We start from the raw sequence: 14,242 nt of genomic DNA, 5'->3' as shown, positions 1-14,242 counted from the left end.
CTCGAAGCATGACCGGTCTTCGTTGGGGAATCCTCGCCACGGGCGGCATCGCCCACGCGTTCACGAGCGATCTGCGCACCGCAGGGCTCTATGTCGCCGCCGTCGGCTCGCGTTCGGCCGCATCGGCGAACGCGTTCGCCCGCCAGTTCGAGATCCCGCGCGCGCACGCCTCGTATCAGGAGCTGGCCGAAGATCCCGGCGTCGACATCATCTACGTCGCGACGCCGCACCCGGCGCACCTCGAGAACGCGGCGCTGGCGATCGAGCACGGCAAGCACGTGCTCATCGAGAAGCCCGTCACCCTCGACGCCGACCAGGCCCGCGCGATCGGCGACCTCGCGGCCGACCGGGGCGTGCTGGCAATGGAGGCGATGTGGACGCGCTACCTGCCGCACATGCTGCGCATCCGCGAACTCCTCGCAGACGGCGCGCTCGGCGAGGTGCGGGCGCTGCACGCCGACCACACGCAGAAGATCACCGACGACCCGACCCACCGCCTGAACGCCCTCGAACTGGGCGGCGGGGCGCTGCTCGACCTCGGCATCTACCCGGTGTCGTTCGCGTGGGACGTGCTCGGCGCACCCGAGACGATCACCGCCGCGGGGCGTCTGGGCGAGACGGGGGCGGATGCCGAGGTCGCCACGATCTTCACGCACGCCGGTGGCGCCGTCTCGACGACCCTGTCGTCGGCGCGCGCCGCGGGGCCGAACACGGCGCACGTCATCGGCACGGAGGCGCGGATCGACATCGACCGGGTCTGGTACACGCCGACCTCGTTCCGTGTCACCGCGCCCGACGGCACGGTGCGCGAGACCTACGTGTCGCAGGTCGAGGGCCGGGGCATGCAGTATCAGGCGCTGTACGCCGAGCAGCTCATCGCGGACGGCAGGCACGACAGCGACCTGCTGCCGTTCGACGAGAGCATCCGCATCATGGGCACCCTCGACGAGGTGCGCCGCCAGATCGGCGTCGTCTACCCGCGCTGACGGTCAGGTCGCGTCGACCACCACGCCCACACGATCAGCACCGGCTGGAAGAACAGGCGGACGAACCGCTTTCGGTCGGTGTCCAGCCCGAACGCCGAACGGCGGCGTGCCCACTGGTCGACGTTGCCGGGGAACACGGCGACGAAGAATGCCGCGAGCAGTGCGCCGATGCGGCTGCGCTCCCGTGGCAGGGCGAGCAGGGCGGCACCGAAGGCCACTTCAACGACGCCCGAGACGACGACAACGTCGTCGGCGTCGAGCCCGAACTCCTGCGTGAGCACCTCTGGCACCTGCGCTTGGAAGTCCCGGCGGGCGAAGGTGAGGTGCGAGATGCCGGCGAACAGCATGGCGGCGGCGAGGGCGATGCGGGCAACCGTCTTCATCGCTCCATTCCATCTGACTCGGCGCGGCCTGTCGAGGCGGATGCCGCGGCGATGAGCTCATCGGCCCACGCGGGCACCGTGATCGACGCGGGCCCGGTGCGTACCTCGTCGAACGGTGTGAGCGCGTCGGTGGGCACGAGGTTCAGCTCGACCGTGTGCGCGCCGAAGGCCGCGGCCAGGGCGCTGTAGCCGGCCGCCGGGTAGACCGCGCCCGACGTGCCGATCGCCGCGAACACGTCGCATCCGATGACGGCCTGTTCGATGCGGTCGAGCCCGTACGGCATCTCGCCGAACCAGACGACGTCCGGTCGCAGTGCCGTGACGCCGCACGCCGGGCACGGCGGGGCGTCGATGAGATCGGCATCCCACATCGGCTGGGCGCCGCATGACGCGCACAGCGCCCGCAGCAGCTCGCCGTGCATGTGCACGAGGCGCTGCGATCCCGCCCGCTCGTGCAGGTCGTCGACGTTCTGTGTCACCAGCAGCAGGTCGTCGCCGAGGGCGCCTTCGAGCCGCGCGAGGGCCCGGTGGGCGGGGTTCGGTTCGACGGATGCCAGGGCGCGGCGCCGCGCGTCGTAGAACCGCTGCACGGTGTCGGGGTCGCGGTCGAACGCTTCGGGCGTCGCGACGTCTTCGACGGCGTGGCCCTCCCACAGCCCATCTGCATCACGAAAGGTGGGCACGCCGCTCTCGGCCGAGATCCCTGCCCCCGTCAGCACCACCACCCGCATGAGACCATTCTCACCTGAGTAGGGTGGAAGGGTGAGCGACGACGCGAAGCAGGCGATCGTGCGGATGCCCGACGGCACGGTCAAGCAGATCGGGCCGCTGACGGGCACCCGCGTCTGGACGGTACCCGGCCGGGCGCACCGCCCGCTCGCAGCACCACGTCCGACGCCGCGCAGGCTCGACACGGGCGATGCGGAGCAGCTATGCGCGTTCTGCAGCGACCGGTACCTCGAGACCACCCCCGAGAAGGCACGGCTGGTCGGGCCGGACTTCGAGGAGGTGCGGGCCGTCCCGGCGGCGAACCTCCACGACACGGTCGCCGAGTTCCGCCGGTTCGCGAACCTGTTCGAGATCGTCTCGGCGGAGTACTGGCGCGAGAACCACGGGTTCCGGCAGCCCGCGCGCGTGTTCGAGTGGGCGCAGGACTACCTGTCGACGCCGCAGGGCCGCGCCCATGTCGAGACGCTCGCCGCGATCCGCGCCGCTGCGTCAGGCGTCGCCCCGTCGCTCGAAGAGGCGGCGCTCGACTTACTCGGCGGGTCGCATGACGTGATCGTCGCTCGACGGCACGTCGTCGACGGCGCGACCCATGACGACCAGCTCGTCTCGTCCGGCGAGCTCACCCCCGACGAGCACGCCGCCTACATCGCGTTCACGGTGCGTTCGCTCGCCGAGATCCAGGCGGCGCAACCGCACGCCGCGTACGTCGCGGTCTTCCAGAACTGGTTGCGGCCGGCGGGCGCCTCGTTCGACCACCTGCACAAGCAGCTCGTCGCGATCGACGAACACGGGCCGCAGGTCGACCGTGAGCTGCGACTGCTGGCATCCGACCACAACCTGTACCAGCACCGCATCGCCGACCTCGCGGTCGAGCAGCGGCTGCTCGTCGCAGCCAACGGCGGGGCGGTCGCCTTCGCTGGAGTCGGGCACCGCTACCCGGCGTTCGAGGTCTACTCGACGTCGGACGCGAACCTGCCGCAAGAGCATTCGGATGCCGGCATCCGGGCCGTCTCCGACCTCGTGCACGCCCTGCATGCCGCGACCGGACCGCTCGTGCCGACCAACGAGGAGTGGCACTACCGGCCGCCGGAGGCCGCGTGGCCGATGCCGTGGCGTGTGGTGTTGAAGTGGCGCATCTCGAACCCTGCGGGTTTCGAGGGCGGCACGAAGGTGCACGTCAACACGATCGACCCGTGGGAGCTGCGCCGCCGGGCCGTGGTGGAGCTCGAACGCCTGCGCGGTGAGGGTCGCTTGGCCCGCGGCATCCGTATCGGCGATGAATGCGTCGCGTCTGACGCGCACCTGCGGTACGCCGAGGACGCGACCGAGTGAGCTTCGCGTTCGATCGGCTGCGACGCCGACCCGACATCGAAGCGCCCGATCTGCCGGCCTTCGACGCCGCCGACCGGCTGCTCCTCGACGAGTCTGCGGATGCGCGCGACGCTGTCGGCTCGGGCGAGGTCGTCGTCATCGGCGACGCGTACGGCGCCCTCGCGCTCGCGTCAGCGACCTCCCGATCGTTGAGCGAGCGCAGTGAGACGAAACGCGCACCCGCCCCCTTCCGGTCGTTGAGCGAGCGCAGCGAGACGAAACGCGCACCTATCCGGGTGCACCAGGACGCGCTCACCGGCGAACGTGCGCTCGCCCTCAACGCCGCCGACCTCGGGCTGACCGGCGCAACCGTGTCACTTCGGCTCGATGCCGAACTCGTCCGCGGTGCACGCGTCGTGCTGCTGCGACTGCCGCGCTCGCTCGATGCGCTGGCCGATATCGCAGGGCTCATCGCCGCACACGCCTCCCCCGACGTCGTCGTCTTCGCCGGCGGGCGCATCAAGCACATGAGCGTCGCCATGAACGACGTGCTGCGCGCCTCGTTCGGGCGGCTCGACGTCACCCATGCACGTCAGAAGTCCCGCGTGCTGATCGCGCGCGAACCGCGCGCCGGCCGCGACCCCGAGCCTCAGGCGGCACGGGTCGACGGGCTCGAGATCCGCGCGTTCGGCGGGGCGTTCGCGGGCGCCAAGCTGGATATCGGCACGCGGATGCTGCTCGCACATCTGCCCGCCGACCTGCCGGGCGGCACCGCCGATGATCCGTTCATCGACTTCGCGTGCGGCACCGGTGTCATCGCGGCGACGCTGGCGATGCGGCATCCGTCCGCGCGGGTGTACGCGTCGGATCAGTCGGCTGCCGCAGTCGCCTCTGCCATGGCGACGGTCACCGCGAACGGCGTCGCCGAGCGGGTTCGCGTCGTGCGCGACGACCTGCTGGGTGCCGTGCCGGATGGCAGCGCGTCATTCATCGCGCTGAACCCGCCGTTCCACTCGGGCGCAGCCGTCACCGACCTGCTGGCACCGCGCCTGTTCGCGGATGCGGCGCGCGTACTGCGACCCGATGGCCAGCTCTGGTGCGTGTGGAATTCGTCGCTGCGCTACCGCCCCGCCCTGGAGCGCCTGGTCGGCCCGACCGAGCAGATCGCCCGCGACCCGAAGTTCACCGTGACGGTCTCCACCCGACGATCCGGCGGTTGAGTGCCGCGGCGAAGTCGCGGTGTATCGAAACCACAACCCCCGCGACGTTGAGCGTCAGTGGTCGCCGCCCCCGGGTGGGCCGACCATCAGCAGCACGGAGTACAACGCAACGATCGCGCCGACGATGATGAGCGCAAGCGCCCACGGCCGGCGCAGAAACCAACGCAGCAGCGGGTCGTACCAGCGGTCGTCGCCGGTGGACTCGGTGCGCCAGTTTCCCTCGAGCAGCCCGCGGCGGTGCAGCCAGCGTTCGACCGGCACCGTCGCGTAGGGGATCACGGCCGAGGCGATCGCGAGGATCGTCGGGGCGACCTTCCACCGGTTGTTGAGGGCGACGAGGATCGCGGTGGCCCCGTAGCTGAGGAAGACGAACCCGTGGATGCCGCCGCCGATCGTGACGGCGAGCCCCCAGTCGGTGATGGCGCGGACGATGAGCGCCGCGATCAGCAGCGTCCACGAGAACATCTCGGCGATCGCGAGCGCGCGAAACAGCGTGTAGGGGGTTCGGAACATACCTTCAGCATACCTGAAGCTCTGATCGCGTCCCGACGCACCACGACCGCGCCAGTTCCCGGCATCCGCGCCATCGATCGATGCCGCAGCTGCTGATTGTTGGCGCAGTCGCGTGACGGCTCGCACCCGAGGATGCCGCCGCGCAGCGGCGCGTGCACCATCCGGTGGTTGAGTGCCGCCGCGCAGCGGCGGTGTATCGAAACCTAGCGCCGCGTCGACCAGGCGGCCCACACGACGAGCAGCGGCTGCAGGAACAGGCGCGCGAGTCGCTTCGCGTCGGTGTCGAGCCCGGGAGCGGAGCGTCCGGTGCGCCATTGGTGCACGTTGCCGGGGAAGACCGCGACGAAGAACGCCGCCACGGCAAGCCCGACCCGGCGCCGCTCCCCCGGCAGCACCAGCAGGGCTACCGCGAGCAGGATCTCGACGACGCCCGAGACGACGACGATCGTGTCCTTGTCTGTGCGCAGGAGCTTCGTCGCCCAATCGGGCACCGTGATGCGGAACCCGCGGCGCAGGGTGGTGAGGTGCGCGACGCCGGCCGCGCCGAGCAGGGCCGCGAGCTTGACCCGTGCCGCAGTGCGCGCGACCTCTCGGAACGAGGTCACACGATCCCCGCGCGGATCCCGTCGAGCGAGGTCGCGACGGCCGGCAACCGGTCCGACAACGCACGGTCGAGTTCTGCGAGCCGCTGTCGCGCCTGCGCGAGGACGCGGTCTCCCTTCTCGGTCACGCGCAGGTCTGAGGCGGCGCCGGCGTGCGCCGTGGCATCCGCGACGAGTCCATCGTCAACGAGCGTACGAACGGCGGTGTGGGCCGACTGCACCGTGATGTGCGAGCGGCGGGCGAGTTCGGAGAACGAGATGCCGGGCTCTGCGGCGACGTGGCCGAGGAGGCCGAATTTCCGCGTGGAGATACCCAGGTCTTTCAGGGCTGCGGCGAGTTGCCCCTCCCACATCGCCGAGACCGCCAGCAGCGCGATGACGGGGCTGAAGCGCGGTCTCTCCTGGGGCATAGGCACCATGGTAGTGACGGGTCGACTGTGTCGGTGGTCAGGCCTACCGCTGCGTTCACGCAAGGGCGCGAACAAGGGGGCAGCCATGGGTTGGAAGATCGAGCTCGCACTACTGCGTGAAGCCGGTGTCGAGGCCGACCGTGTCGACGAGCAGGCGTGGGGCCGCTTCGTGACCTTCGCCGACCCCGATGGCAACAGGTGGACGCTGCAGCAGTTGCCGAACTACGGCTGAACGCAATGAGGGCGGATGCCGAAGCATCCACCCTCACGCTGGTTCAACGCACCCGCTGGGTTTCGATACGCCGCCTCCGGCGGCTACTCAACCTTGACCCGGCGCGCATCAACGCCGCTGCGCGGCATTGATCCACCCCGCGTCAGAAGTCCCAGTCCTCGTCCGCCGGCGGTAGCGCTCAGGAGACCGAGATGCTCCAGGTGACACCGAAGCGGTCGGTGAGCATGCCAAAGCCGGCGCTCCAGGCGGATGCGGCGAGCGGCTCGACGATCTCGGCGTCGACCACGAGGCCCTTCCAGTAGCCCTGCAGTTCTTCGAGGCTGTCCGAGCTGATCGAGACGAACAGCGCCTGCTCCGTCACGGTGGTGTGGTTCTCGCGCCGGGTGGCACCCCCGCCCATAAGGCCTCCTTCGCTGGAACCCGGGACGTCGTAACCCATGATGCGGAAGCCGTTCGCGGCCGCGACGAGGCCGAACACGACATTGTCGGCACCGGGCAGTTCGGCCGGCATGCCGAACTCGGCGTACGTGTTGACGACGAGGTGGCCGCCGAAGATGGACTGATAGAACTCAAGAGCCGCCCGGGCGTCCCCGCGGAAGTTCAGGTGAGTGGTGGTCTGGATGGTCATGAATGCTCCTGTCGTCGGTGCGTGCCCGTCTGGCGTCCGCAACATCGACGATGCATCATGAGTAGGTCTGTTTCAGTCCTAGACTTTAGTTACTCTTCGAGCATGTCCACGACCACTCGCCTGCTGAATCTGCTGTCGCTGCTGCAGACCCAGCGTGACTGGCCGGGCTCGTTGCTTGCCGAGCGGTTGGAGATCAGCGACCGCACCGTGCGGCGCGACATCGAGCGCCTCCGCGAGATGGGCTACCGGATCGAGGCCACCATGGGCCCTGATGGTGGGTACCGGCTCGCCGCGGGCGCCGAACTGCCCCCGCTGCTGTTCGATGACGCTCAGGTCATCGCGGTCGCCATCGCGTTGCAGACCGCGAGCGTTGTCGGCGCCGACCTCGACGAACCAGCGGCTCGGGCACTGTCGACTATCCGGCAGGTCATGCCGTCGCGACTGCGGCATCGGCTCGATGCGCTCGCGATCGTCGCCGTCGCGCAACGGCCGGGCGGCCCCGCGCCGACCGCGGTGCCCCTCGAGCTGCTCGTCGAGCTCGCAAGAGCGATCCGCGACCGAGTCCTGCTGCGCTTCGACTATGCGCCACGCCAACAACCTGCCCCCGACGGGTTCGGTCCTCCGCGTCGCGTCGAGCCGCATCACCTCGTCAACGCGCAGGGACACTGGTACCTCCTCGCCTGGGACATCGAGCGAGACGACTGGCGACTGTTCAGCGTCGAACGAATCACCCCACGCACACCCACCGGGCCACACTTCCCGCAACGAGACGTTCCCGGCGGTGATGTCGAAGAGTTCGTCTCGGCCCGATTCAAGGGCTCCGAAACAAACAAATGGGCGTGCCAGGGTTCCGTGATCCTTGATCTCCCCATCGAGGCTGCCCTGCCATTCATCGGCGATGGGACCGCGCGCGCGGCCGGGCCGAGCCGAACGATCCTGGAATCCGGGTCCTGGTCCTGGGGTTCCCTCGCCGCCTCCTTCGGCCGGTTCGAAGTGCCGATTGAAGTCATCGGCCCACCCGAACTACGAGACGCTTTCGCCACGCTTGCTCACCGCTACCGAGCGACCGCCGCGACGTGACATCGGGATCCTCAAACGTGCATTGCGCGGTGAGCGTGCTTTGCGGGCACGCGTTGGCCGTCGGCGATCCCCGGTGGACCCGATCACGCGCAGCGCCACGGTCGCTCAAAGGAACTTCGAGAAGACCTCTCCGAGCGAGATGGACGTAGCGGTGAAACTGGGATTACCGCGCTCGGTCCAGAAATCGAAGTACCCACCTGCGCGACTCAGACGCGCTTCAAAGGCGTGATCATTTCGACGGTGGGACGATCCACCGACCAGGTCCGACGTTGGTGAATCGGTACGTGGACTCTGAGCTGCTCGTCCACTGAACGGACGCTTCCGGGTCTTCGGGCAGAGAAGGAATGAGGTACGTCATTCTTGATGACCTTTCCCTAGGAGAAGTCGCGGAGCCTACCCCACACACAGGCTCAAGGTCCTTGCCGTCGATCCCTATAGGGGCAACGCCCGTGAGCGGGAGATTGCGGGCTCCCCAAGCAGGTGGGCGCGTGCCACCCCCGTGCCACACCGAACGGACGTTCCTGTTCATTGCTGTCCTCCTCTGTCTCTCGAGAGAAGGCACGAGAGAGGCCCGAATCCGCAGAGTCCTGCGGTTCCGGGCCTCTCACCGGCCGTTTCGGGTCGGAGTCAGAAACTCGAGACTAGAAGTCCCAGTCGTCGTCCTCCGTCGCCACGGCCTTGCCGATGACGTAGGACGAGCCCGAGCCGCTGAAGAAGTCGTGGTTCTCGTCCGCGTTGGGCGAGAGCGCCGACAGGATGGCGGGGTTCACGTTCGTCACGCTCGAGGGGAACATCGCCTCGTAGCCGAGGTTCATGAGCGCCTTGTTGGCGTTGTAGTGCAGGAACTTCTTGACGTCTTCGGTGAGGCCGACGGCGTCGTAGAGGTCCTGCGTGTACTGCACCTCGTTGTCGTAGAGCTCGTACAGCAGCGAGAACGTGTAGTCCTTGAGTTCGTCGCGCTCGGCCTGGGTGACCTGCTCAAGTCCCTTCTGGAACTTGTAGCCGATGTAGTAGCCGTGCACGGCCTCGTCACGGATGATGAGGCGGATGAGGTCGGCCGTGTTCGTGAGCTTCGCGCGGCTCGACCAGTGCATCGGCAGGTAGAAGCCCGAGTAGAACAGGAACGACTCCAGCAGGGTCGAGGCCACCTTGCGCTTGAGGGGCTCGTCGCCGCGGTAGTAATCCATGACGATGGATGCCTTGCGCTGCAGGTTCGGGTTCTCGACCGACCAGCGGAACGCCTCGTCGATCTCCTTCGTCGAGCACAGCGTCGAGAAGATCGACGAGTAGCTCTTCGCGTGCACCGACTCCATGAAGGCGATGTTGGTGTACACGGCCTCCTCGTGCGGAGTGATGGCATCCGGAATGAGCGAGACGGCGCCGACCGTGCCCTGGATGGTGTCCAGGAGTGTCAGGCCGGTGAACACCCGCATCGTGAGGGTCTGCTCTTCGGGGGTGAGCGTGTTCCACGACTGGATGTCGTTGGACAGCGGCACCTTCTCGGGCAGCCAGAAGTTGTTCACGAGGCGGTTCCACACCTCGAGGTCCTTGTCGTCCTGGATGCGGTTCCAGTTGATCGCCTGGACGTGATCGATGAGCTTGAGCGGCTCGGGGGTCATTGCGTGTCCTTGGTCGTTGAGCGAGTGGAGGCAGGCGAAACGCAGCTCAGAGCATGCAGGAGACGCACTCGGTCATGTCGGTGCCCTCCAGTGCCAGCTGCCGCAGACGGATGTAGTAGATCGTCTTGATGCCCTTGCGCCAGGCGTAGATCTGGGCCTTGTTGATGTCGCGCGTGGTGGCGGTGTCCTTGAAGAACAGCGTCAGCGACAGGCCCTGGTCGACGTGCTGGGTGGCGGCGGCGTACGTGTCGATGACCTTCTCGTAGCCGATCTCGTACGCGTCCTGGTAGTACTCCAGGTTCTCGTTCGTCATGAACGGCGCCGGGTAGTAGACGCGGCCGAGCTTGCCTTCCTTGCGGATCTCGATCTTCGACGCGATCGGGTGGATCGAGCTCGTCGAGTTGTTGATGTACGAGATCGAACCGGTCGGCGGCACCGCCTGCAGGTTCTGGTTGTAGATGCCGTGCTCCTGGATGCTGGCCTTCAGCGCCGTCCAGTCCTCCTGCGTGGGGATGTGGATGCCGGCGAACAACTCCTTGACCTTCTCGGTCTGCGGCTCCCACGACTGCTCGATGTACTTGTCGAAGAACTCTCCCGACGCGTACGTCGAGTCGGCGAACCCGTCGAAGGTCGTGCCGCGCTCGATCGCGATCGCGTTCGACGCGCGCAGCGCGTGGAACAGGACCGTGTAGAAGTAGATGTTCGTGAAGTCCAGGCCCTCTTCCGAGCCGTAATGCACGTGCTCGCGGGCGAGGTAGCCGTGCAGGTTCATCTGCCCGAGGCCGATCGCGTGCGAGCGGTCGTTGCCGTCCTCGATGGAGCGGACCGAGCGGATGTGACTCTGGTCGCTCACCGCGGTCAGCGCCCTGATGCTGGTCTCGACGGTCTTGCCGAGGTCGCGGCCGTCCATCGCCAGGGCGATGTTCATCGAGCCCAGGTTGCAGGAGATGTCCTTGCCGATCTGGTCGTACGAGAGGTCTTCGTTGTACGTCGTCGGCGTGTTGACCTGCAGGATCTCCGAGCACAGGTTCGACATGTTGATCCGACCCTTGATCGGGTTGGCCTTGTTCACCGTGTCTTCGAACATGATGTACGGGTAGCCCGACTCGAACTGGATCTCGGCGAGGGTCTGGAAGAACTCGCGCGCGTTGATCTTCGTCTTCTTGATGCGCGCGTCGTCGACCATCTCGCGGTACTTCTCGGTGACCGAGACGTCGCCGAAGGGCACGCCGTAGACCTTCTCGACGTCGTACGGCGAGAACAGGTACATGTCCTCGTCATTCTTGGCGAGCTCGAAGGTGATGTCGGGCACGACGACACCGAGCGAGAGCGTCTTGATGCGGATCTTCTCGTCGGCGTTCTCACGCTTGGTGTCCAGGAACCGCATGATGTCGGGGTGGTGCGCGTTGAGGTAGACGGCACCGGCGCCCTGGCGGGCCCCGAGCTGGTTGGCGTAGCTGAAGCTGTCTTCGAGCAGCTTCATGACGGGGATGATGCCCGAGGACTGGTTCTCGATCTGCTTGATCGGCGCACCCGACTCGCGGATGTTGCTCAGCAGCAGGGCGACGCCGCCGCCGCGCTTGGACAGCTGCAGGGCGGAGTTGATGCCGCGGGCGATCGACTCCATGTTGTCTTCGATGCGCAGCAGGAAGCAGCTGACGAGCTCGCCGCGCTGGGCCTTGCCGGTGTTGAGGAAGGTCGGCGTCGCGGGCTGGAAGCGGCCGGCGATGATCTCGTCGACGAGCTCCATCGCGAGGTCCTGGTTGCCGTCGGCGAGGCCCAGGGCCGTCATCACGACGCGGTCCTCGAAGCGCTCGAGGTAGCGCTTGCCGTCGAACGTCTTCAGCGTGTAGCTCGTGTAGTACTTGAACGCGCCGAGGAAGGTCTCGAAACGGAACTTCTTCGAATAGGCGAAGTCGTTGAGCTTCTGGATGAACTTGAACGGGTACTTCTCGATGACGGCGCCCTCGTAGTACTCCTTGTCGACGAGGTAGTCGAGGCGCTCCTTGAGCGAGTGGAAGAACACGGTGTTCTGGTTCACGTGCTGCAGGAAGTACTCCCGCGCGGCACGCTTGTCGGCGTCGAACTGGATCTTGCCGTCCTCGCCGTACAGGTTGAGCATCGCGTTGAGGGCGTGGTAGTCCATGCCCTCGAAACGCGCCTCGCTCTTGAAGGCCATGTCGGTCACTGTCGCTTCCACCATCGTTCCAATCCGTCGCTCACAGCGGCGACGTCGTCGGGTGTGCCGAAAAGTTCAAGCCGGTACAAGTGGGGCACATCGCACTTGCGGCTGATGATGTCGCCGGCGAGACAGAAGTGCTCGCCGAAGTTGGTGTTGCCCGCGGAGATCACTCCGCGCAGATGCGTGCGGTTTCGCTCGTCGTTGAGGAACCTGATCACCTGCTTCGGGACGGCGCCCTTCTCTTCTCCTCTGCCCTGGCCGCCGCCGTACGTGGGGGTCACGAGCACGAACGGCTCGTCGACCACCACGGCCGGGTCGGTGGCATGCAGAGGGATGCGGACGGACGGCATCCCGAGCTTCTCGATGAAACGCGCCGTGTTTCCGGAGACGCTCGAGAAGTAGACGAGCAGCGGCGCGTGCGTTGCGGTGAGCATGTCTGCGCCGCCGCGGCTTACAGGCGCGAAGCCAGCTCGTCGATCTTGTCGGGACGGAAGCCCGACCAGTGGTCTTCGTCGGTGACGACGACCGGGGCCTGGAGGTAGCCCAGGCTCTTCACGTGCTCGAGCGCAGCCGGGTCCTCCGACAGGTCGAGAATCTCGTAATCGATGCCCTTCGAGTCCAGTGCCCGGTACGTCGCGTTGCACTGCACGCAAGACGGCTTCGTGTAGACGGTGATCGCCATGTCGACCCGTTTCTCCCCTCGAAATCTTGTTCATGTCCGGCAGGTGCCCGCCGGGAGTCCAATACTACATATGGGTACGGACATTGGGGTGCACCACAAGGGATAGTAGTTACATCACTGTAGTTTTCCCCCGCTTTCCCCATGTTCAACACAGGTTGTCCACCGATTCATCCACAGCCTCGGCACGCCGTCGCGAACCTGGAAAGGGCCTGAATCCGGGCCTTTTCGTCGAGCGCCTCTCGACCTGTCCACAGATTGGACGCTACGAGGGGGCTCCGACATCCGCCGGCCTGTGGAAATCGCGCTTCGGCGTGTCGTCGGCGTGTCGCGGATCACACCTCTCCGTCCGCACGGACTCGCCCCGTCCGAGGACTACCGTTGGAGTCGTGGCGGGATATCGGGAGCTGCTGCGCGCACCGGGCGTGGCGCGCATCATCGCGGCACAGTTGACGGCGCGATTCCCCAACGGCATGACGAGCCTCGCGATCCTGCTGCACGTCGAACAGGTCACCGGTTCGTACGGGGCTGCCGGCCTCGTGCTTGCGGCGGCATCCATCGGCCAGGCGGTCTCGGGGCCGGTGACGAGCCGCTGGATGGGCGTATGGGGCATCCGCCGCGTACTCACCCTCACCTCGGCCGTGTGCGTCGCCGCGATCCTCGCACTCGCGCTGCTTCCGATGGAACTGCCCGGCTACATCGTGTTCGGCCTCATCGCCGGCACCTCGACACCGCCCGTGCAGTCCGCGGTGCGCACGATCTATCCGAAGCTCGTGACCTCGCGCCAGCTCACACCGCTGTTCTCGCTGGATGCCAGTCTGCAAGAGATCATCTGGATTCTCGCGCCCGTCGTGATCACGCTCGTCGCGACGCAGGCGGGCACGGTGCCCGCGCTGCTGCTGATCGCCGTCATCCTGGCCGGGGGCGGCGCGTGGTTCATCCTCTCCCCCGAGGTCGGTCGAGTGCGCATCCCGCGCAGCCGCCGCGCGTTCGGCAAGGTGCTCGCCAAGCCCGTCGTGCTGCTGGCCACGATCGTCGGCTTCCTCCTGATCGGCGCGTGCGCGGCGGTCGAGGCGGGCGTCGTCGCGGCGTTCGGCCATGACGGGCTCGAGGCGGGGCTCGTGCTCGCGGTCTTCTCCGTCGGCAGCCTCGCCGGCGGCCTTGCCTTCGGGCACATCCCCATCGGGCGCTGGGCGATGGCGCGTCGCCTCGCGATCGTCGCGGTCGGCCTCAGCCTCACGATGATCTCGCTCACGGTGTGGTGGCTGGGCGCCTCCCTGTTCATCGCGGGCGTCGGCATCGCCCCCGCCCTCGCGGTCATGTTCGCGATGACGTCGGCGAGCGTGAAGTTCAGCGAGACGGCCGAGGCGTACGGCTGGATCGGCACCGGTCAGCTCATCGGCGCGGCGGCGGGGTCTGCGGTCGCGGGATTCCTCATCGACGGTGTCGGGCCGGTCGGCGCCTTCATCGCGGGCGCCGCGTTCGCCGTCGTCGGCGTGATCGTCGCCGTGACCTGCGTGCGCGGGTTCCCCGACCTCCGCGGCCGCGACGTGAGTCCCATCCCCGACACCGAACCGGTGCCCGTCATCACCTGACCCGGATGCTTCGGACCTCTCGCGAACCCTCACACCTTGCACGAACCCACACGGTTCCGCGCGCAAGATCGTG

General features: G+C 67.3%; 15 protein-coding genes and 1 pseudogene. 6 read left to right on the top strand and 10 right to left on the bottom strand.

The annotated features are described in order from the left end of the window. Window positions 1-8 precede the first annotated feature (8 nt). Window positions 9-986 (top strand): Gfo/Idh/MocA family protein, encoded by a 978-nt coding sequence (locus tag ACSF8R_RS02165; protein ID WP_434810194.1) that lies wholly within the window; start codon window positions 9-11, stop codon window positions 984-986. Here ACSF8R_RS02165 and ACSF8R_RS02160 read toward each other — a convergent pair. Beyond that, complete coding sequence (locus ACSF8R_RS02160) at window positions 974-1,369, bottom strand: DoxX family protein (protein ID WP_434810193.1); 396 nt, start codon at window positions 1,367-1,369, stop codon at window positions 974-976. The two genes, ACSF8R_RS02165 and ACSF8R_RS02160, sit on opposite strands and share 13 nt — an antisense overlap. Next, window positions 1,366-2,100, bottom strand: coding sequence for an NAD-dependent deacylase (locus ACSF8R_RS02155; RefSeq protein ID WP_434810192.1), 735 nt, complete (start codon window positions 2,098-2,100; stop codon window positions 1,366-1,368). Before ACSF8R_RS02155 ends, ACSF8R_RS02160 begins: the two co-directional genes overlap by 4 nt. Before the next feature lie 31 nt (window positions 2,101-2,131). Here ACSF8R_RS02155 and ACSF8R_RS02150 point away from each other — a divergent pair, with 31 nt between their 5' ends. Then, a complete protein-coding gene (locus tag ACSF8R_RS02150) occupies window positions 2,132-3,430 on the top strand; it encodes a DUF4921 family protein (RefSeq protein WP_434810191.1) in 1,299 nt (432 codons plus the stop codon). Further along, a complete protein-coding gene (locus ACSF8R_RS02145) occupies window positions 3,427-4,629 on the top strand; it encodes a class I SAM-dependent methyltransferase (protein ID WP_434810190.1) in 1,203 nt (400 codons plus the stop codon). Before ACSF8R_RS02150 ends, ACSF8R_RS02145 begins: the two co-directional genes overlap by 4 nt. Window positions 4,630-4,683: 54 nt before the next feature. Here ACSF8R_RS02145 and ACSF8R_RS02140 read toward each other — a convergent pair whose 3' ends face one another. The 3 genes from ACSF8R_RS02140 to ACSF8R_RS02130 form a co-directional block, all read right to left on the bottom strand. Continuing rightward, window positions 4,684-5,142, bottom strand: a complete 459-nt coding sequence (locus ACSF8R_RS02140; RefSeq protein ID WP_434810189.1) for a DUF3817 domain-containing protein — start codon at window positions 5,140-5,142, stop codon at window positions 4,684-4,686. A 203-nt stretch (window positions 5,143-5,345) separates the two neighbouring features. Beyond that, window positions 5,346-5,747, bottom strand: coding sequence for a hypothetical protein (locus tag ACSF8R_RS02135; RefSeq protein WP_434810188.1), 402 nt, complete (start codon window positions 5,745-5,747; stop codon window positions 5,346-5,348). Then, entirely contained in the window at window positions 5,744-6,154 is a 411-nt protein-coding gene (locus tag ACSF8R_RS02130) for a MarR family winged helix-turn-helix transcriptional regulator (RefSeq protein ID WP_434810187.1), read from the bottom strand. The genes ACSF8R_RS02135 and ACSF8R_RS02130 overlap by 4 nt, the downstream gene beginning before the upstream one ends. A gap of 103 nt (window positions 6,155-6,257) precedes the next feature. Between ACSF8R_RS02130 and ACSF8R_RS02125 the strand changes: the two are divergent. Further along, window positions 6,258-6,386 (top strand): annotated as a pseudogene (locus tag ACSF8R_RS02125) (glyoxalase); the annotation flags it as partial. Window positions 6,387-6,564: 178 nt separating this feature from the next. Here the strand turns inward: ACSF8R_RS02125 and ACSF8R_RS02120 are convergent. After that, on the bottom strand, window positions 6,565-7,014 hold the full coding sequence (locus ACSF8R_RS02120) for a VOC family protein (RefSeq protein WP_434810186.1): 450 nt from the start codon (window positions 7,012-7,014) through the stop codon (window positions 6,565-6,567). 102 nt (window positions 7,015-7,116) lie between these two features. On the opposite strand from ACSF8R_RS02120, the gene ACSF8R_RS02115 reads away from it, so the two are divergent. Then, complete coding sequence (locus ACSF8R_RS02115; protein ID WP_434810185.1) at window positions 7,117-8,094, top strand: helix-turn-helix transcriptional regulator; 978 nt, start codon at window positions 7,117-7,119, stop codon at window positions 8,092-8,094. A 641-nt stretch (window positions 8,095-8,735) separates the two neighbouring features. On the opposite strand, the gene nrdF is transcribed toward ACSF8R_RS02115, so the two are convergent. The 4 genes from nrdF to ACSF8R_RS02095 are packed head-to-tail and all read right to left on the bottom strand — an operon-like array spanning window position 8,736 to window position 12,577. Then, window positions 8,736-9,713, bottom strand: coding sequence for a class 1b ribonucleoside-diphosphate reductase subunit beta (nrdF, locus tag ACSF8R_RS02110; protein ID WP_434810184.1), 978 nt, complete (start codon window positions 9,711-9,713; stop codon window positions 8,736-8,738). 46 nt (window positions 9,714-9,759) lie between these two features. After that, complete coding sequence (gene nrdE / locus ACSF8R_RS02105) at window positions 9,760-11,892, bottom strand: class 1b ribonucleoside-diphosphate reductase subunit alpha (RefSeq protein WP_434810183.1); 2,133 nt, start codon at window positions 11,890-11,892, stop codon at window positions 9,760-9,762. Between the two features lie 5 nt (window positions 11,893-11,897). Further along, the gene (gene nrdI, locus ACSF8R_RS02100; protein WP_434810182.1) at window positions 11,898-12,329 is read right to left on the bottom strand and encodes a class Ib ribonucleoside-diphosphate reductase assembly flavoprotein NrdI; all 432 of its coding nucleotides are present in this window, start codon (window positions 12,327-12,329) and stop codon (window positions 11,898-11,900) included. 17 nt (window positions 12,330-12,346) lie between these two features. Beyond that, entirely contained in the window at window positions 12,347-12,577 is a 231-nt protein-coding gene (locus ACSF8R_RS02095) for a redoxin NrdH (protein WP_434810181.1), read from the bottom strand. Between the two features lie 386 nt (window positions 12,578-12,963). Here ACSF8R_RS02095 and ACSF8R_RS02090 point away from each other — a divergent pair, with 386 nt between their 5' ends. Then, a complete protein-coding gene (locus ACSF8R_RS02090; RefSeq protein ID WP_434810180.1) occupies window positions 12,964-14,169 on the top strand; it encodes an MFS transporter in 1,206 nt (401 codons plus the stop codon). The last annotated feature ends 73 nt before the right edge of the window (window positions 14,170-14,242 follow it).

Origin of the sequence: Microbacterium sp. bgisy189 (genome assembly GCF_965345345.1) — a bacterium.
GTDB lineage: Bacteria > Actinomycetota > Actinomycetes > Actinomycetales > Microbacteriaceae > Microbacterium.
Note: the sequence above shows the minus strand (reverse complement) of the source record. Positions and strands in the feature narration are given on the sequence as shown.

What these genes read in the sequence shown, in the direction of transcription:
- ACSF8R_RS02165 (WP_434810194.1), top strand. Translation starts at nt 9, where the DNA reads ATGACCGGTCTTCGTTGGGGAATCCTCGCCACGGGCGGCATCGCCCAC.
- ACSF8R_RS02160 (WP_434810193.1), bottom strand. Translation starts at nt 1,369, where the DNA reads ATGAAGACGGTTGCCCGCATCGCCCTCGCCGCCGCCATGCTGTTCGCC.
- ACSF8R_RS02155 (WP_434810192.1), bottom strand. Translation starts at nt 2,100, where the DNA reads ATGCGGGTGGTGGTGCTGACGGGGGCAGGGATCTCGGCCGAGAGCGGC.
- ACSF8R_RS02140 (WP_434810189.1), bottom strand. Translation starts at nt 5,142, where the DNA reads ATGTTCCGAACCCCCTACACGCTGTTTCGCGCGCTCGCGATCGCCGAG.
- ACSF8R_RS02130 (WP_434810187.1), bottom strand. Translation starts at nt 6,154, where the DNA reads ATGCCCCAGGAGAGACCGCGCTTCAGCCCCGTCATCGCGCTGCTGGCG.
- ACSF8R_RS02120 (WP_434810186.1), bottom strand. Translation starts at nt 7,014, where the DNA reads ATGACCATCCAGACCACCACTCACCTGAACTTCCGCGGGGACGCCCGG.
- ACSF8R_RS02115 (WP_434810185.1), top strand. Translation starts at nt 7,117, where the DNA reads ATGTCCACGACCACTCGCCTGCTGAATCTGCTGTCGCTGCTGCAGACC.
- nrdF (WP_434810184.1), bottom strand. Translation starts at nt 9,713, where the DNA reads ATGACCCCCGAGCCGCTCAAGCTCATCGATCACGTCCAGGCGATCAAC.
- nrdE (WP_434810183.1), bottom strand. Translation starts at nt 11,892, where the DNA reads ATGGCCTTCAAGAGCGAGGCGCGTTTCGAGGGCATGGACTACCACGCC.
- nrdI (WP_434810182.1), bottom strand. Translation starts at nt 12,329, where the DNA reads ATGCTCACCGCAACGCACGCGCCGCTGCTCGTCTACTTCTCGAGCGTC.
- ACSF8R_RS02095 (WP_434810181.1), bottom strand. Translation starts at nt 12,577, where the DNA reads ATGGCGATCACCGTCTACACGAAGCCGTCTTGCGTGCAGTGCAACGCG.